Annotated in this window: 16 protein-coding genes; 2 read left to right on the plus strand and 14 right to left on the minus strand. The window is 45.4% G+C overall.

Features of this window, described 5'->3' with window-relative positions:
• Positions 1–16 precede the first annotated feature (16 nt).
• Genes J9B83_RS05725 through J9B83_RS05745 form a run of 5 tightly spaced genes read right to left on the minus strand, consistent with a single transcriptional unit; the run spans position 17 to position 6,221 of the window.
• On the minus strand, positions 17–322 hold the full coding sequence (locus tag J9B83_RS05725) for a BolA family protein (RefSeq protein ID WP_211535786.1): 306 nt from the start codon (positions 320–322) through the stop codon (positions 17–19).
• Positions 323–333: 11 nt separating this feature from the next.
• Positions 334–3,750, minus strand: a complete 3,417-nt coding sequence (locus J9B83_RS05730) for an SbcC/MukB-like Walker B domain-containing protein (protein WP_211535787.1) — start codon at positions 3,748–3,750, stop codon at positions 334–336.
• A 9-nt stretch (positions 3,751–3,759) separates the two neighbouring features.
• Positions 3,760–4,398, minus strand: a complete 639-nt coding sequence (locus tag J9B83_RS05735; protein ID WP_211535788.1) for a DUF4194 domain-containing protein — start codon at positions 4,396–4,398, stop codon at positions 3,760–3,762.
• Positions 4,398–5,789 carry a Wadjet anti-phage system protein JetA family protein gene (locus J9B83_RS05740; RefSeq protein ID WP_211535789.1) on the minus strand — a complete coding sequence of 464 codons (1,392 nt, stop codon included), beginning with the start codon at positions 5,787–5,789 and terminating at the stop codon, positions 4,398–4,400. Before J9B83_RS05740 ends, J9B83_RS05735 begins: the two co-directional genes overlap by 1 nt.
• 54 nt (positions 5,790–5,843) lie before the next feature.
• Complete coding sequence (locus J9B83_RS05745) at positions 5,844–6,221, minus strand: sirohydrochlorin chelatase (protein ID WP_211535790.1); 378 nt, start codon at positions 6,219–6,221, stop codon at positions 5,844–5,846.
• 212 nt (positions 6,222–6,433) lie between these two features.
• Between J9B83_RS05745 and J9B83_RS05750 the strand changes: the two genes are divergently transcribed.
• Positions 6,434–7,309 carry a TIGR01777 family oxidoreductase gene (locus J9B83_RS05750; protein WP_211535791.1) on the plus strand — a complete coding sequence of 292 codons (876 nt, stop codon included), beginning with the start codon at positions 6,434–6,436 and terminating at the stop codon, positions 7,307–7,309.
• On the opposite strand, the gene J9B83_RS05755 is transcribed toward J9B83_RS05750, so the two are convergent.
• The 6 genes from J9B83_RS05755 to J9B83_RS05780 all read right to left on the minus strand — a co-directional run bounded on the left by J9B83_RS05755 (position 7,310) and on the right by J9B83_RS05780 (position 11,912).
• Positions 7,310–7,813 carry a DNA topoisomerase family protein gene (locus J9B83_RS05755; RefSeq protein WP_328797697.1) on the minus strand — a complete coding sequence of 168 codons (504 nt, stop codon included), beginning with the start codon at positions 7,811–7,813 and terminating at the stop codon, positions 7,310–7,312. It abuts the gene before it with no gap.
• A gap of 3 nt (positions 7,814–7,816) precedes the next feature.
• On the minus strand, positions 7,817–8,167 hold the full coding sequence (locus J9B83_RS05760; protein ID WP_211535792.1) for a hypothetical protein: 351 nt from the start codon (positions 8,165–8,167) through the stop codon (positions 7,817–7,819).
• A complete protein-coding gene (locus J9B83_RS05765) occupies positions 8,164–8,904 on the minus strand; it encodes an HAD family hydrolase (RefSeq protein WP_211535793.1) in 741 nt (246 codons plus the stop codon). Before J9B83_RS05765 ends, J9B83_RS05760 begins: the two co-directional genes overlap by 4 nt.
• Positions 8,901–9,899: a ferrochelatase gene (gene hemH, locus J9B83_RS05770; protein WP_211535794.1), complete on the minus strand. Its 999-nt coding sequence runs from the start codon at positions 9,897–9,899 to the stop codon at positions 8,901–8,903. Before hemH ends, J9B83_RS05765 begins: the two co-directional genes overlap by 4 nt.
• 176 nt (positions 9,900–10,075) lie before the next feature.
• Entirely contained in the window at positions 10,076–10,885 is an 810-nt protein-coding gene (locus J9B83_RS05775) for a sulfite exporter TauE/SafE family protein (RefSeq protein ID WP_211535795.1), read from the minus strand.
• A 91-nt stretch (positions 10,886–10,976) separates the two neighbouring features.
• Complete coding sequence (locus J9B83_RS05780) at positions 10,977–11,912, minus strand: chemotaxis protein CheV (RefSeq protein WP_211535796.1); 936 nt, start codon at positions 11,910–11,912, stop codon at positions 10,977–10,979.
• Between the two features lie 166 nt (positions 11,913–12,078).
• Here J9B83_RS05780 and J9B83_RS05785 point away from each other — a divergent pair, with 166 nt between their 5' ends.
• A complete protein-coding gene (locus J9B83_RS05785) occupies positions 12,079–12,852 on the plus strand; it encodes a TatD family hydrolase (RefSeq protein WP_211535797.1) in 774 nt (257 codons plus the stop codon).
• Positions 12,853–12,886: 34 nt separating this feature from the next.
• Here J9B83_RS05785 and J9B83_RS05790 read toward each other — a convergent pair whose 3' ends face one another.
• Genes J9B83_RS05790 through J9B83_RS05800 form a run of 3 tightly spaced genes read right to left on the minus strand, consistent with a single transcriptional unit; the run spans position 12,887 to position 18,418 of the window.
• A complete protein-coding gene (locus J9B83_RS05790) occupies positions 12,887–15,259 on the minus strand; it encodes a DNA polymerase II (RefSeq protein WP_211535798.1) in 2,373 nt (790 codons plus the stop codon).
• Between the two features lie 19 nt (positions 15,260–15,278).
• A complete protein-coding gene (locus J9B83_RS05795) occupies positions 15,279–17,738 on the minus strand; it encodes an ABC transporter permease (protein WP_211535799.1) in 2,460 nt (819 codons plus the stop codon).
• The gene (locus J9B83_RS05800; RefSeq protein ID WP_211535800.1) at positions 17,735–18,418 is read right to left on the minus strand and encodes an ABC transporter ATP-binding protein; all 684 of its coding nucleotides are present in this window, start codon (positions 18,416–18,418) and stop codon (positions 17,735–17,737) included. The genes J9B83_RS05795 and J9B83_RS05800 overlap by 4 nt, the downstream gene beginning before the upstream one ends.
• Positions 18,419–18,430 lie beyond the last annotated feature (12 nt).

The following is an 18,430-nucleotide window of genomic DNA, read 5'->3' on the forward strand; positions in this document are numbered from 1 at the left end:
GCGAAAGGTCGAAACCTTACTCGCCCCCTTTACATGGTGGCGATAGAGGCACAGCTTCTGCTCGATCTTGCCATTCTTTCACCGTATGCAAATGCATCGCCAGCGCGTGAAATTTCGGCATCTCCTCTTTTAACGTGGCGTACACAAGCTGATGACGCTGCACCATGCGTTTGCCTTCAAAAGCATCGCTTACCAATACTAATTTGAAGTGCGTTTCACTGTTAGCTGGCACGCTGTGCATGTAACTCTCATTTTCAAGAGTCATAAAGTGGACTGTCATAGCATCTTGAAGACGTTGCTCGATTTGCGCTTGGATCGTCATAATAATCTCGTTTATTCTGCTGTTGTAAGGGTATCAGATTGACCGTTTAACAAAGCTTGGCCTTTCTCTTTTGGGTAAGCCACATCAATAGACACAGCACCACCTTCACGCCATACACTAATAATAGTGTCCATGTTGGCTGCCATCACGGCTCGCTTATCGTCTGGCGCAGCGGCAATCACTTGTAAGCCAATGTCTTTCATAAAACCCATACAAGTAGATGTTTTCACCATGTCTATTTTATTAAAGGCCTCATCAAACATGGCCAACGAGAAACCACCGACGATTTCTCCTTCAGCGGTTTCGTGCAACCGATACGTAGTAGACAGCGCGGCGGCGATAGCTAAGTAAAACGGAATTTGATGCTCACCACCAGACCCTGTTTGAATACGCTGACTTAAGGTGGTTTTTTTGTTCCCTTCAGCGTCTAAAATATCCACTTCAAAGTTGTAAAATTTGCGGTAGTCAGCTAAATCTTGCTGTTTCTCTTCGCTCGATATTAGGTCTTGAATCGCTGCGATAGCACGCATATGTTCAGGATCTTCACTAAGATGTAGGTCAAATAAGCCACCTACATTAGCTTGGTCTTGCGAGCTAAAACGTTCTACCAAATTCAAAATATCTTTCATGTCTCCATTTGGATAATAACGGAATTGATAGATCTCTTGGTTAAATGGCCGACGCTTTAAACTGTGATTCAACTCACGAATGATATGCGCTACTTGATCAAGGGAATCTTTCAGCTTAGACACATAGTCAGACCGAAAGGTCTCTTCCGCTTCTTTACGGGCAAGTTCGGCACGCTTCGCGTATTTCGCCAGCTCAGTTTCACTTAACACATTTATTTGATAGGTAACGTAATGTTCAAACTCTTCAAATTTAGACTCTAAATAATCAAGTTGAACATCGTCATCAAGATTGGCTTGATGGTATTTACCGTAATGATCTGCTACTTCTTTACGCACTTTTTGGTCATAACTACGTGCTTTTTCGTTGGCCTTTTCGGCTCTACTCATGGCTTCTTTGTAAATGGCAGCGCCATTTACCATGCTATTTTCAAGCAGTGCATAGCGTTCACTGGCGTATTCTGCATCGTATTTAGGGTTAGACGTTAAGCGATTGCGCTCTTCATCAAGGGCCGACAGAGCGGAACTTAATTGGCTTTTCTGCGTGTTTAGCGCCCCGAACTGCTCGGCAATTTGCTGGCGTTCGCGATCAAGTTTTTTCTGCTCTAGTTCAACGTTAGCAATACGCCCTTTCAAGGCTTCTATGCGCTCTTGTAACTCGGTGTCATCGTGCTGCTGTAGCTGGGCAATTTCTGCTTCCACCGCTTCAAGCTCTTGCACCAAGCGGGTTACCGTGTGGCTTGCATTGTTTAACGTATCAGCATCGAACTGATTATTAGCCATCACGCGACCTAACAAAGAGTCTGCCTGCTCCAAACGCTGATCTGCTTTAAGAAAGTCCATTAACTCCGCACTCAACGTGGCTAACTGCTGCTCGCGAGACTCACGCATGCCTTCGATGTTAATACCCACCATCATCGGCGGTACAAAACGAATGGTAGATATAGTACCGGCCAGTTTTAACATGCCGTCGGCTGTCATGGCACTGTCTTCACGCAATAATTCGCGTTCTGTTTCAACCGGTTTAATGCCACCTAATCGACGGTTCAAATAAGCTTGAGCATGATCATTATTACAACGAATAAAACGCAAAGCAGAACGCTGGTCACCTCTATTCAACCAAAGTCGAGTTTGTGTGGTGTCGATGACTCGACAGCCCATTAGCTGACGTCGGTGGGCTCGGAAAATACGAATCGCCTCTTCTGCGTCTTCTGGCTCAACAATTAACGCCTCACGTTGTGCCCCAAGGTAACCCTCAATGGCATCTTGCCATTTACGATCAGTTACTTCCGCCAGATGGCTTAAAGGCGTCGCCGTAATGTTGGCATCATTGAGTAACGCAATAAGACGCTTGGTATTTTGAGACAGTGGACTAACGCCACCTTTCAACGAAGAGACGTCTGACTCTAGCTGCTTGCATTCGTCTTTTAAATTCAAAATACTGCGATGCAATACTGAACGCTGGCTGAACACCTGAGATTTTTCTGTGTCTAACAAAGCATTTAACGCCACCAATTTCTGCGTTAACGGCTTCAAGCTAGCAGAAACACGACCCTCCTCGGAAATCAGCCCGTCAAACTCCGCAAAGGATTTAACCAGCGCAATGGTATCTGCCGACAGCAAATCCTCGAACGACAACAAGGTCGATAATAAGAGGGTAAGTTGTCGTACTTGCAACACCGCTTTTTGATCCTGCTGACCTTGCAATACCAACAGTTTTTTATTTTGTTCCAACTGTTGCAACTTAAGACCAACATCTGAATGCTCGTACTGTTGTTCGAATCGCAGCAACTGACTTTGCAATTGCTTCAGAAGGCTACCTTGCGTGGCTAACTCTTCTTCAATTTCTTCTTCGCGTTCTTTTTGCAGCTCATATTGATCCTGAATATCGTCCTGCTTGCTGCCAAGTTCATCAAAGCGCGCTTCTGTTGCAATCCACTGATAGTTCACCGCACTTTGTTCTTGCTGATGTTTTTTCGAGCAATCTTGCTGAATCAATACCAAATCGTCGATGCGCTTTGATACTTCAAGGGTTTTTGCTTCAAGGTGACGATATTCATTGAGCGATTTCTGGTAAGCGCCAATCTGCAATGGCGCTTCAGCCAAAACAAAGTCTTGTACAAATCGTGTTGGTGAAGCAATGGGAACGAATTTTAGCGCGTTCTTAAAGTTCTTTAAAAAGCTGTCTAACGTGATCAACTTCTCGGAACTTGGGCTTAGTTCTTCCAAGTAACGATTAATATATTGCGTCGCTGAGGCACTGCCTGACTTAATGTAAGGGTCTAGGCAGGTTTTCTTCATGGTTTCGCGAACTTCGATCCATGGCTTGGCCTGATAGCTTTTGCCTTCCATTGCATCAATGAAATCTGACTTTCGAACACCAACATTCGACAACACAAAACGCCCAAGCACGTCTTCTTCTGGCGACGCCAAAGACGCACTTAACGCCAAGCCCACGGTGGATTCTTTTTGCGTAATGCTGTCTTCAAAGACTAAAGCCAGATAACTGGTGGCGTCTTGGCGAGGCTGAGTGCCAAACACCTTCGCATTGGCTTGCCCCGAATCAATCATCCCAAGAATATACGAGCGAATACTACGACCGCTGGCTTTACCGTCGTTTGCACTGGCGTTGTAATTAAGGTGGCGCTTACTTGCCCCCGTTAATACAGTTTGAATAGCATCCAGTAAAGAAGACTTACCTGAGCCCGTTGGCCCAATGATCGCCGTGTTACCACGAATATTGATCTCTTCCGCGCCAAGCAAATACCAATTGACTAGTACAATTCGATTTAATTTTTTCATGTCTTGGCCCTAGTCCTGATTTGCGTCTTGTGTGGTGTCTGAGTCCGATTCAATGTCGTCTTCTTCAGGATCTGCACCATTAAATGACTCTAATTGACGCAAATAAGCCTCTGTAACAATAAGCCTAACAACGGGCGTGATATTGATTATTTGGTTTTTGCTGTCTTCTTCGTATGTTTTACCGCGAATCAAAACGCCGTGACGACTTAATAGCGCCAGAATGTCTTTAAATCGTGTTTCATTGGGCACTTCGCGCTTAATCAGCTGCACAAATCTGTCTAAAATCGTACGTGTGTTAGTGGCCACAAAGCCATTATCGACTTCGAAGTTCTCGATCTTTTCCTCGTATATTTGACGAAGAATCAACAAAAACAGGGTTTCGTCGGTTTTGAGTCGAACAAAGGCTTCTTTCTGAACCGGCAAAACACCCGCCAAACGCTCATTTTCATTGACGTAAAGTTTCATGCCAAGAGCATCAAATAAGCGGCTAAAATAATCTTGATAAGACTCAAGCAATAAATAATGTTTTCGTTGCCCGTGTTTATAGGCACTAGCGAACTGGTTAGCAATGACAAAATTGGCGGTTTGCTGGAACTCTTCTACGTCTTTACCAGACTCTTCCACCACTTTTTTTAATTCTCTAAGCATTACGCTTTGCTCCTACGCACAACAGTAAATTCACGACATTCAACGAAACTGTGCACGTCCAGATATTCATTGGTAAATTGTATTTCATAGGCTTCTTCGAGTTTTTTAGCCGTCACGCCTAAAGAACCCACATAACGCAAATGATCAAAGCAGACAAAATCTTCTACAGACTCAATGGTGAAATCCAAAATATGCTTGCTGTCGTTCGACAATAGCTGCTTGTCTAAATAGCTTTGCATTTTTGGCAAAGTCACCTGACGCGCTTCATGGAAACGTCGTTGCTGGTCACGGAATTTAATTGCTTCTGCGGACACTTCGGCAGGCGTCATGACTCTTGGTGGTGGCGGTTCACGTCGTTTAGAAGGCTGTGCCGCTGAAGCCATACCCACAAAGCGCGCGCCTATCATTTCCTTGAGCACGGGCGGTGTATCGTATTTCGCCACGTCTGAAATAATGCCAGCAATTTTATTCGCCATGCCAGGACGTGAGCTGTCCATGTAACGAGCGGTATCTGCAGCGCGTTTTTCGAGACGATAACGATATTCATCGATACGCTCTAGCCGCTGCTCAATATTGCTGAACGTCTGGATAATATCGCGACAATCTTTCTCGACTAGCTGCTCAGCTTTAGTAAGCGAAATCAGCTGTTGATCCGCGTAGCATTGTGCCACTTGCTGTAAGGTATCGGATTGACTTAAAAATGACTGTGTCAGCTCTAATATCTGACGTCTAAAACGAAAAGGGTTATTACTGGTTTTCAAGGTTTTGTAATCGGCGATCAAAATACCCTCGACAAACAAATCAAAGAACCCCGCCACAATCGCCTTTGGGTCACGGCTTTCAAACAACTCACGTTGTAGGCTACGAATACCAAGCAAAATTTGGTTAAGGTGAGCCGAAAAGTCACGCGCCGCTTCAGCCGTTTGGCTCAAGGTAACGCCCCGTTCTGTCGGGTGCTTAGCAACAGACTCTAAATTGCTTAAAATGCTTAATACAGTCGCGCCGTAGTTACGCTTACCATGCTGACTAATATCGATGAAAGAACGCAGCAACATGGACACTTGAGGCGTCATCAACACACTGACACGATACAGCTCTTGCTCTTCAACCAACCAACCTGTGTTTACCAAACGATGGTAAATGCGCAAAGCATAGTCATGGATGGTTTTAGGAGAATCAAAAGGCTCTTTTTGCTCATCATGCCAGGCCAATGTATCCAGCTTATGCAGAGTATCTTCAATGCATTCTATGATGACCGATTTGTCTTTTATAGGGTCATCAGCGTGATCATAGAAAACGCTGGCAAGATCAGTTAGTACCGCCTCGATCAAGGCACGATTAGAACCACTTAGTGCCTGAAATATTTCATCCGGCAAATGTTTAAACAGCATCCGTGTGGCCCCAAGCAGCAACAGTGAAAACAATTATATCAGCGATAAACTCGATCATAGTTTACCTAGATGATTGGCAACCACGGTTTGCATTGCCTCTTTGACAATCACATCGTCGCCGATTGGAGGCAACAAGGTAATATGTAAATCATCACGCTGTAACGCTGTAATCTGTGAAGGCACATCTTGTCTCAAATGGCGACCTACTGCGAGAAAAAGAGGCAATACCGCAAGCTGATGAACATCGGCACTAAGAGCCGCGACGGAATCTTCTAATGATGGAGTCGTGAGTTCCATGTAAGCCAAACTGACATTGCCTTCACCGTAGGTTTGGACAACGTTATTATACAGCGCTTCAAACGGTTTTTTCCAAAGAGGATCTGGACTTCCGTGTGCAAGGAGGATGACGTGATCGAATTCTTTGCGTAGCATTTTAATACCTAATGTTTCGAGATCTTGTCATTTTAGCCATCCTCCGACAGAAAAAGAAGGTGCAGACCAAAAAAGCTGATAATCTTCTGATTTTACTATCAAAAATACCGAATAATTATAGAGGCCACGCCCACAAGCAAGGCGAAGACATTGATCTCATTCTTTACTTAAATCGTAACCCATGTATCACATCATCAAGAGAGATTTGTATTATGAACATTCTACTGACCGGCGCGACTGGTTTTATCGGACAATCGTTACTAAGATCGCTGCCTCTTGATGAGCATCGTGTTTTCGCTCTTGTCAGAAAAATAGACAATCGATTAGACACAAAAATCACTCAACTCACACTTGACACACTGCCTAAGTTAAATGAACAGATCGACGTGTTTATTAACCTTGCTGGTGAAAACATTGCCAGCCAGCCTTGGTCAAATGGCCGCAAGAAAGCGCTTTACGAAAGCCGTGTTACTTTAACAAACTCGATCCGTTCTGCATTACAGGTTCCCCCATCTTTAGTTATTTCCATGTCTGCAGTTGGTTTTTACGGCGTAACACGTGATGGCATTTACGACGAAAACACCCCTCCTGCTCCTGGTTTCGCCCATGAGTTGTGTAATGCATGGGAGTCCGCAGCCAATGCTTTTAACAGCAACGATACCCGTGTAGTCATTTATCGCTTAGGCGTTGTGCTTGGTAAAGGCGGGGCGTTAGAAAAAATGCGTTTACCGTTTAAGTTAGGTGCTGGAGGCCCCATTGCAGGCGGTGATCAGTGGTTTGCTTGGATTCACATTGACGATGTTGTTAAGGTAATACTGACAGCGATTGACAATGAAGCTTACAGAGGCACTTACAATCTAGTAGCCCCTCAGACCATTACACAAGCGCACTTTGCAAAAGCCTATGCCGCATCACTCGGGCGCCCTGCTGTGTTACCAACGCCGAAATGGCTGATGAAATTAATTTTTGGAGAGATGTCGTCCTTGTTAACAGAAGGTCCTCAAATCATTCCTAAGCATCTTGTCGATCAAGGTTTTGCTTTCCAGCATAAAACCATTGAACAGGCGCTTGATCACATAAACTGGTAATTAACGAGGCTTCTTTGGGACAGGAATACCTTTGTCATCGTTCAGTGTGTGGGTGCAAGCAGGATAAGTAACGCACCCCCAAAAATAGCCATTTTTACTTTTCTTCCTTATTAGATAATGGCCACAAACACGGCAAGGGTATTTTTTGGTGCTAGCTGGCACGCCTTTGTCGTCTTCCACTGTGGTTTTGCATTCTGGGTAACGGGAACAGCCCCAAAAGACATTGTCTTTAAAAGTTTTTTTACGCAGTGGAGCTTGGCAAGTAGGACAAAGGTAACGTTTAGCACGAACCGGCTTCCCTCCTTCGTTATTGGCTGTGTAATCGCACGTCGGATACGATTCACAGCCCCAGAAGTCACCATTAGCGCCTTTTTTTAATAAAAGCAAACCGTCGCATTTAGGGCAACGGTAGCGCACTTTGGCTGCAGTAATGTGAGAGTCACCCTGCTCTAAGAACTCTTGCTCCCAGTGAGTGTGATGGGATTTATCATCCAACTCAGACACGAATTATTCTTCGCCTTTGTTGCAAAAAGGGTTGCTCGCACTGCAGTCACTTGAATTGATGTATTCTTTGACTTTTTCGGCGCCTTTTCTCGCGCCTTCAACTGTTGCTGCGCCAACTTCTTTCATTTTTTCCCAAGCAGCTTCGCCCGCTTCCTCCGGGTTTTCACTTATTTCGGATGCTTTTTTAGAAGCACTTTCTGCCAATTCAGCCGTTGTTTCTTTGGTTTTTCCCCACAAAGATTCAGCGCCACTTTTGGCTTTATCGAACATACTCTCATCGGCCTGGACCAATCCAGTTTGCAATGAAATCAGAAAAACTAGGGAGGTTAACAGTAATTGACTTATTTTTTTCATGATACAGCTTCCATTTTTTGGTGAGTTGGCAATTCAAGCCAATCAAGTAACTCTGACGCGTCATTTAATGTGGTTAACTGCGGATAATGTTTCAATGTCTCTTCATCCACCTGCTCATGCGCCCAGGTACTGTGATAAGAAATATGTAGTGCTCGCGCACCTATGTCTAGCACAGGCAATATATCTGACTTAAGAGAATTTCCAACCATTAAAAATTGACTGGCATCGCACTGATAGCGCTGCAAAATTTGCTCGTAGATTTGCGGTGTTTTTTCGCTTACGATCTCAATACCGTCGAAGTAATCGGCTATACCTGATCGTGCCAACTTACTTTCTTGATCGAGCAAATCGCCTTTGGTAATCACCAGCAATTTATATTGACCTTTTAACTGATCTAGTACAGTTTCGATATGATCTAGCAGCTCCACAGGCGACGCCAGCATGCATTTAGCGAGCTGGATAATCTGGTGAATTTCGTTTCCTGATACACTCCCTTCAGTGAGCTCGATGGCGGTTTCAATCATCGACAAGGTAAATCCCTTGATGCCATAACCAAAATGAGACAAGTTGCTGATTTGCATTTCACTCAAATGATCACGTATAAAGATTTCATCTTGGTATGGCAGCAAAAGACGAATAAATTCATCTTGGGCATGGATGAAAATGTCTTCATTGCGCCATAAGGTGTCGTCGGCATCAAACGCAATGGTGGTGATCGGTGTTTTTTCCAATATCATCCCTGAGTCCATTGTTTGGTATTTTGTTCAATTAAATCTAGATACAATGCCACTTGATCATCGGAATCGTTCAGCGCAGGAATGTAATCAAACGCTTCTCCGCCACTGTGTTTGAACTCGTCGCCTAACTCAAACGTAATTTCTTCCAAGGTTTCAATACAATCAATTGAAAACGCAGGACTAATAACATTGATGCGCTTAATGCCTTTTGAAGGAAAGGTTTTTAAGGTTTGGTCTGCATAGGGTTTCAGCCACTCTTCTCGTCCAAAACGAGACTGATATACATGCGTCCATTCGTCTTCGTTTAATTCCAACGCTTCAGCCAGTAATTTACTGGTGGTGTGACAACGTCTTGAATACGGGTCGCCATTCGTCACATAACGCTTGGGAATGCCATGGTACGAAAGCACGAGATGGCGCTTTTCACCTTGAGTTTCCCACTGTTTACGAACCGCATTGGCAAGCCCTTGGATGTATAGCGGGTGGTCTGCGTAATCGTGTAGCAACTGCAAAGCAGGCCAATGAGGACATCTCTTTAAGGAAGCCATGAGCCTGTCGTAAGCCGCCGCCGTGGTCGTTGCTGAAAACTGCGGATACATGGGCATCACGAGAATATTTGTCACCCCTTGTTCACGCAAAGCGTTAGCGGCTTTTTCGACGCTTGGGTTTCCGTAAGTCATTGCCAGCTCGACTGGAACATCATGGCCGACTTTTTCCGCCAAGGCTTTTTTAACACTGTTTTTTAGTCGCTGACTCAGCACTAATAAAGGCGAGCCTTCGTCCATCCAAACTTGTTGGTACACCTTAGCCACTTTGGGTGGACGTATGGTCAAGATGACTAAATTTAAAATAGGTTTCCAGAGTAGCGGATTCAAATCCACTACTCGTCCATCGGAAAGAAATTCTCGAAGATAACGGCGAACATCCGACGTTTGCGGCGCATCGGGTGTGCCTAAATTCATCATCAAAACGCCATACTTACTCGTGTTGTTCATGTCATGCCTTTCGGTATAAAAAATACATTCGTTTTAATAAAATGGGGACACTGTTACTGAAAACCAAGTTCATTCGTCCATTTACACTTTATCACTGTGTTCTTTTGTTTACTCATAAAACGTCAAAATAGATCTTTTTGGCAAAGAATTACGCTCTGGCCATAACGCTAACGGCGTTACACCCAAAAGCGAATGATAGAGCAGCCAATAAATGCCGCCAAACTGAGCGATAAAACCCGCCTATCCAACGCATTCCCCTTGCGGTCGCAAAGCCAGAAAAACACACCATGGCTTACTGCCAAAATACACGCTGAAGGAAGATGGATAGCGCCAACAAAACCCGCCATATCACTGGCTGTTTGCGCCTGAGCAGGAAACAAGAAGCCTACCATGGCCGCAAACGAAGCAAATACTACCAGCCCTTCCATAGTGCCGCGCTTTTGTAATGCGTCGCTTTTATCGCTGTGATCATCGTGACTGGCTATGCCACTAACCGACTGTGTGGTGTTGCCCGATACCACAGCCAGAGTACCAAATAAAAGCCCAACAGGAAGTCGAATGAATCGACTGACTTCTGCCTGATTAAACAAAGCAAAAGGCACGGGGCGCACCAAGTTTATCAAGGTTAATAAAGCGACTAAGGAAAAAATCGCTTTGAAGACAGATACATCCATAAAAGATAAAAGTTGTGCGCCAATCACGCCCCCCATGGCGACACCAGAAGCAAATTGTGTCAAACGTTGAATGTCCACATCACCTTTGCGCATGGCTCTAAACCAAACGAAACAATGTACGGGCAGAAAAGCCGTAAGACTCATCGCCATAACAGGCAACAGCCATTCATCAAAAGACAAGCCCAGCACGGGAAAGAAAAAAAACATTCCTGGTATTGCAATCACGGCAGGAGAAATAGAAAGCAACGACGTTGTCGAACCTGTCGCAGCCCCTATTAAAAGCAGCAAAAGGATGAGGTCAATACTGGGCATGAAGTGTGTGTTCCTCTTATGTTCACCATTAAAAAAGCAGACTCAGGTCTGCTTTTTATTACATAGATATTATTGGTGCAATACCACCAGCCTATTTATGCTCGATCACACTGCGGATGCGATCTTGAATCAAAGAGGCTAACTTATCCGGTTGGAACTTGGATAAAAAGTCATCACAACCTACTTTTTGCACCATGGCTTTGTTAAAGCTACCACTCAAAGAAGTGTGCAAAACGATGTAGAGATCTTTCAATCTTGGGTCTTCACGAATTTCACGGGTAAGACGATAACCATCCATTTCTGGCATCTCGGCGTCTGTGATTAGCATAAGCAGTTTTTCTGGCACAACTTCACCGTCGGAAGCCCACTTTTTCAGTTTTTCAAGACCACGTTTCCCATCTGTCGCCTCATGGACTTTAATGCCCATATAATCCAAGGTAGAACGGCACTGAGCAAGCCCCACAGATGAGTCATCAACCACCAGCACTTCTAATCCTTTGGTGTGTTGTAATAATTCTTTATCAATCACATCGTCACTGACACGGCTATCATATGGGGAAATTTCCGCCAACACTTTCTCAACGTCAATAATCTCAACAATGCGCTCGTTTACTCGCGTGATGGCGGTTAAATAATGTTGACGACCTGTGCCATCTGGTGGCGGTAAAATCTCATTCCAGTTCATATTGATGATGCGATCCACTTCACCCACCATAAAACCTTGAACGGTGTTGTTGTATTCCGTCACAATTAAATTACAAGGTTTGGTGCGATCAATTGGTCGCATGCCGATGGCTTCTGAAAGGTCAATAACAGGCACAGTTCGACCACGAAAATGCGTCACCCCTGCGACAGAGGAATGGCGATGCGGCATAAGATTGAGCCTTGGTAACTGCACCACTTCTTGAACTTTAAAGACGTTTATTGCAAACATTTGCATTCCGCCAAGTTGGAACATCAAAAGTTCCAAACGGTTTTCACCCACTAACTTGGTTCTTTGGTCTACAGCGTCTAGCATGCTTGCCATATTTTACTCCAAACATTTTTAATTTAAGGCGTTCATCCTTTTCCTCCATGATATTGTATTCAGGTAATCGTTACAGTATTTTTTTGTGCTAACTGCGTTTCAAGTCATGTTTTTAGCCATACAAACAACGCCAATTTTTCAAAACCATCTTGATATTAGGACAACCATGATCGACATAGGTGTCAACATTAATCACAAATATTTCCTTGATGACCTGCAAACCACATTGCAAGACATGCAAGAAGCAGGGGTATCAGGCATGATATGCATCGCTTCAGACCTTGACGAAAGCCTACAGATTCAAACGTTGAGTGAGCAATATCAAGGCATTTGGAACACATTAGGTTGTCACCCACATCAAGCCAAAACATGGGGATCTGAAAGTAAAGCACAATGTACTTCTATGATTAAAACCCAAAGACCGGTCGCCATAGGAGAAACGGGGTTAGACTTTAACCGAAATTATTCGACACCAGATGAGCAAAGAGTCGCTTTTCATAGCCAAATTGAATTGGCGACAGAGCACGAACTGCCGCTGTATTTGCATGAACGCGACGCCTATGAGGAAATGATCGCCACATTAAAACAACATCCTGCCTTACCGCAGCGTTCAGTCATTCATTGCTTCACGGGGAGTCAAAAAGAGTTGGAAGCCTATTTATCGCTTGGTCTATGCATTGGCATAACAGGCTGGGTATGTGATGAACGCCGTGGCGCGGATTTGCAAGCATCGATTCCGCATATCCCCCTCGACCGATTATTGCTTGAGACAGACGCGCCGTATTTATTGCCACGTACTATTCGTCCAAGACCGAAGAGAAATCATCCTAAATACTTGCCTTGGGTCGCGCAAGAAGTTGCCCGACTAAAAGGTATTCCATTGGATGATTTAATCAAGGCGACAATAGCCAATACAAACAGGGTCTTTAATCTGAAATAAAGCATAGGCCAAAACACTAACTAAAGCAGGAGAATTAGAGCAGAGAAAATTGCTGGGACAAAAGCGAAGCCATGTTGGTTTTGAAAAAAGGCAAGATGCTATCGGCGATGGGTTCGATTTGCTTTTCTATATAGTGCTCATAATCCAAATCCACCAAGTCCTTGTCACCTTCATACGGCACTACGCCACTTCGTTGATAAAGATACGATACGCGCTGTCGTCCTTTGTTGTATTCCAGTGGCAAACCTTGCTCGGCGCGTTTTTGGTCGATCATGGCCGCCGCGCGTACATGCGGTGGTTTGTTTTTGGTGTAGGACGACAAAGGTCGACTGAGTTGCTTGCTATACACCAATTGATCATCGTATTTTCCGGCACGAAGCTCGTCTAAAGTGAACTGGATGAAATCCACTGGGTTTTCATCGTGAAAGATTTTCTCAAATAACGTTCGTTGAAATTGTCTAGCAAGGGGTGTCCAATCAGTACGTGCCGCTTCCAATCCCTTAAATACCAACTCGCCCGAGGACAGTCCCGCATAGCGTTTTTTGCTGCCCTCTTCTTGACCTCGAATAGTGGGCATAAAAAAGCGCTCATAAACACGTTCAAACTCTAACTCGAGGTGTGAATCTAGGCCTGCGTAGTCTTTGCACCATTTGGATAATTTTTCATTGATGTCGTCTCTTAAGCGCTCACCTTCAGTTTGGGGGCTGTTATCGGACGGCGTGTTCAAAATCACAAATAAGGAATCGGTATCGCCGTAAATCACTTTCGCGCCACGGGCTTCTATCCATTGTTTGGTACGTTCAAGTAACTCATGCCCGCGCATGGTGATCGAACTCGCTAATTCGGCATGATAGAAACGACAGACATTGGAGCCAAGCACCCCATAAAACGAATTCATAATGATTTTGATCGCATAACTCAAAATCCCATTATTCGATGCTTTGGCGCTTTCTCGTGCGGCGGCTAGCTCGCCAACTAGGGTAGGTAGGATCGCAGCGTGACGATCAAATCTAGCGCCAAGAAAACCAGGCACCAAGGGCACTTTATTGGTCGCATCCATTTCTGCTGCATTTTCCGTTGCATGCTGAGCCGACACTCTTGCTAATGGGTCTACGTGGAAGGTACGAATAATACTCGGGTACAAACTTTTAAAATCAAACACCAAGACATTTTTATACAAGCCCGGCACAGACGACATCACAAAACCGCCTGGGCTTGGCACAAACTCCTCGTCACGCCAAGCCGGAGCCACCCAACCTGCGCTGTGTAACCTTGGTAAATAAAGATTTTCAAATGCGGCTACCGAGCCGCCCGTTTGCTCAAAAGGAATGCCCGTTAAATCCACTCGGGTCTGCTGCAAAGGTATAAGTTGTAGCTTATCGAATATGCGAAGCACTAGATCACAGTCTTGCAAGTTATAGGCAACAAACGCGGTTAAATCCTCCCTGTGTAGCCGCTCTATTTCTTGCCAACGTTCGCTCCCATGCAACAGTTTGCCATCATCGAGAATTTCTCGACTAACATTATTCAGACTATAGGATTCGAAGTGATAACCACCCACTTTTAACAAAGCGATACCGTCTAGGGCGACACGACCGGGAATGGTGGCGAAGTATTTGCCTTGATTGTCTGAGGAACGAATCGTCCAGCTTTCGCCATTAACACCAAAAGCGGGGCGAATGCCCAACACTTGGCAGCGCTGATCGATAAAATTCAAATCAAAACCGATCAGATTCCAACCGATAAAGATATCAGGTGAGTGGGTTTTCACATAACGCATAAACGCCAGCAAAAGCGACTTTTCGTCGTCGAAAGCAAGGATATCGGCAGAGGGGCTAGCTTGTGAGGTCACCACAAAAGCAACGCGCTGATCGGTTGACGTAATGCCAATGGACAAAAGCGTATTGCTGGACACAGAGGTTTCAATGTCCAGCGACCAAACTCGCCAATCGGGTTGCCAATCTCCTGGAATAACTCGAGCTTGCTGGAAGGTTTGTTGTCCGCTGTCTGGCTCACCAATAAAACGCACCGCACCACGAACATTTCGCTCCATTAAATAGCGGTTATGCGCCTTGATGTCTTCTTCGAACACATCATAACCGCCTTGTTTGACCAGCTTCACCATTTGCTGGTGGAGCAGCAAACTACTCGATTGCACCATGGTCACGGGTTTGTGATCAAAAGACCGATAATGACAGGGTTTGAAATCGACACCCGTTAAGTGAGCCGGCAAATCGCAAGATGCAAAATACGCCAACGGCGCATCGGTAAAGAACACACTTAACTGCCTATCTGGCAGCACCTTAACCGTGCCTTCAGGTGTCTTGATGAACAGGCTCATTTCAATATGACCATTCGCATCACGAGTATGCCGCGTTACCAAGTACCCTTTTTTTTCCACGAACATCGACATACCCTAATAGACTCTACAGGTCTCGCAATAGCAACATAGGCGGCACTTTTAGCACAGTTCGACTAGCGAATATACCTATGGTCGCAATCACCAATACGCCAATCAAAGGGCCTAATAGCCACAACAATGGATGAAAACTGGCCTCTGCGTTGAAAACAAACACTTGCAACCCATACAAACAGGTCTCAGCGCCAATGGCCGCAATCAACCCCGCAAAGAACCCTAACGCGCCAAATTCCACCAGCAAGGCTTGGCGTACCAAAGCCGCCCGAGCGCCAAGCACTCGCAACAAGGCACCTTCTTCTAAACGCTCTTCCAATGTCGAACGAACGCTGGCCAGCAATACCAAAGCACCGGCACTTAGTATGCAGAAAAGCACCAACTGTATGGCTTTAGACAATTGCCCAATAATGGTTTGCACTTGTTTTAACACGTCACCAACATTCAAGATCGACACGGTAGGAAACTCGGCCATCACTTGATAAAAAGGTTGTGCTTCTTCCGGGCTAACAAAAACACTACTAACAAAATTAGCAGGGTAATCTTCCAACGCACTCTTCGGTAAAATAAGATAGAAGTTGGGTTGCATAGAACCCCAGTCAACCGTGCGAATAGAGGTGATCGGCAAGGTGACCAAGTTACCACCAATATTAATGGTTAAGATGTCGCCCATTTTTAAGCCGGCTTCTTTCGCCGCACGTTGTTCAACGGATAGCCCTTCGGCGGTAAAATCCCCTTCTACCAATTCGTTACCCTTGCCTAACGTATCCGACCAAGTGAGATTCAACTCACGATCATACAATTCAGGCTCACCACGACCATCTGGGTACATGGATTCAATGGTCACATCGTTAGCGATCGTTACTCGCCCTCGCACCATAGGGTACCAATCCGATTTGGCGACGCCGAGCTGTTCGGTTTTTTCGTTGATTGGACCAATTTGATTGGCTTGCACGTTAAACAAGTAGTGGTTCGGCGCGTCTTCCGGTAACTGTTGCTGCCAATCGGCAATCAGACTGGATTTTACGCCAACAAGAATCAGCGTCAGCATGATGATCAAGGTAAACACCAAAAGTTGAAATAAGTTCGGCACTAGGCGTCGATACAAGGACGCCAAACCAATCTGCCAACCACTGGTCGCGCCAGACGTTAAAGAGCGCCCCAGCTTAAACGCCACCCAACCAATAGCCGCCACTAGCAAAGCAATACCAGCAATCGCCGCCGTCATAATGCTCGGCAATAAAAAACCCTTGGTATAAATGCACATTAAGCCGTACATACCAACGAAACCTATCAGGTAAATCACAAAGGTGTTCAGTTCGATCTTGGCATTAGGCTGTAACACAGACAGCGGCGAAATTTTAATAAGATGCGCCATCAACGGGAAACAAAACACCAACATGGAAATCAAGCCCGTCGCCGCCCCTAACCAGAGGCGCCCTACAGAAGGTTCAGGTAAAGCCGTCGACATTAAACCCGACAACAAAGACGCTATCAGCTCCTGTATCGCCCAGCCCACACCAAGCCCGATCCCCGCCCCTACTACAAATAAGGCAAATAACTGCTGGAAAAACACCCGACCAAGCAACTTAGGCGTTGCCCCAAGTGTTTTCAGGATAGCCACCTGCATCAAATGGCGTTTGACAAATCGTGATGACGCTAGCGCCATAGCCACGCCCGACATGATCACCGCCAAAGTACCCGCCAGTAACAAAAAGGATTCGGCTCGACCTATGGTGTCACCAATACGATCCCCTTGTTGAGTTGGGGTTCGCCAGCGCTCACCTTCTTTTAATTGCGGCACAATCCATTGCTCGTAATCATCAAGGTTGCTTCGCTCACCGGCTAATAATAAGGAATAGCGAACACGGCTACCTGGGATGATCACATTCGTTGCCGCTAAGTCCGCCATGTTCATCACGGCTCGCGGAGATATCGCAAACGCCGAGGTGCTAGAACCTGGGTCGCGCACCAAATATTTACTAACAACCAAGGTGGCATCGCCGACTTCCACCTGATCGCCAAGCTTAATATTCAATAAGCTGGCTAACCGTGACGACACCCATACCTTGCCTGGTTTTGGCGTTTCTGCCAGCCCATAGCCAGTCCCGAATAACTCATCATCCACCAGATAAGCGCCTTTAAGCGGATAAGCGTCGCTGACTGCACTAAGCTGAGAAAGCTGTAGGGCGTTGTTGGCAAACATCATGGTCGTAAACGACGTCCGCTCTGCGTATTGCAAAGACTGAGCCGTCGCCTCTTCTTTCCAGTTCATTGGAATGGCATCGTCAGAGCGCACCAAGCGATCGGCCGCCAGCAAGTTGGCCGATTCTTGTTCAAACGACAGCTGCAAACGATCGATAAACAATCCAATAGAGGTTACGGTGCCCACCGAAATTACCAGCGCCAACAGTAGTGTTAGCAAATCGCCGCTGCGCAGATCCCGAAGCATTAATCGAAAGGTAAAACTCATAGGGCTTTTTCCGTCAATTGGCCTGCAGACATGACCAACTGTCGGTCACACATTTTCGCTAAATCATTATCGTGGGTCACCATCACCAAGGTTGTGCCTTGTGATTGGTTCAAATCAAACAATAACTTAATCACCAAATTGCCGTTTTCTTCGTCCAAATTACCGGTAGGTTCATCGGCAAACAATATCTTAGGATTCGATGCAAACGCACGGGCAATGGCGACGCGTTGCTGCTCCCCTCCTGACAATTGGTTGGGGTAATGGGTTAATCGATGAGATAAGCCAACTTTTTCCAATAACACTTCGGCTTTCTTACGCGCGTCTTTGTCGCCTTTTAATTCCGCTGGCAACATGACGTTTTCAATTGCTTGCAAGCTAGGTAACAGATGAAAAGACTGAAACACGAAGCCCACATATTGTCCACGAGCCAAGGCGCGCTCTTCTTCGGTTTGCTTGGAAAATATTTGATCGTAAAGCTGTATATCACCGGAAGTATTCACATCCAAGCCAGCCAGTAAACCCAGTAAGGTGGATTTCCCTGAGCCTGAAGAACCCACAATGGCCACCGACTCACTTTCTTGGATTTGCATATTAATTCCTTTCAATATGGTTAAATCCCCTGTATTCGATGTCACAGTATGGGTTAAATTAGATACTTTAATCGCGGTGTTACTAGCCATGATGATTCACTC

This window comes from Marinomonas vulgaris, from assembly GCF_018145875.1.
Lineage (GTDB): Bacteria > Pseudomonadota > Gammaproteobacteria > Pseudomonadales > Marinomonadaceae > Marinomonas > Marinomonas vulgaris.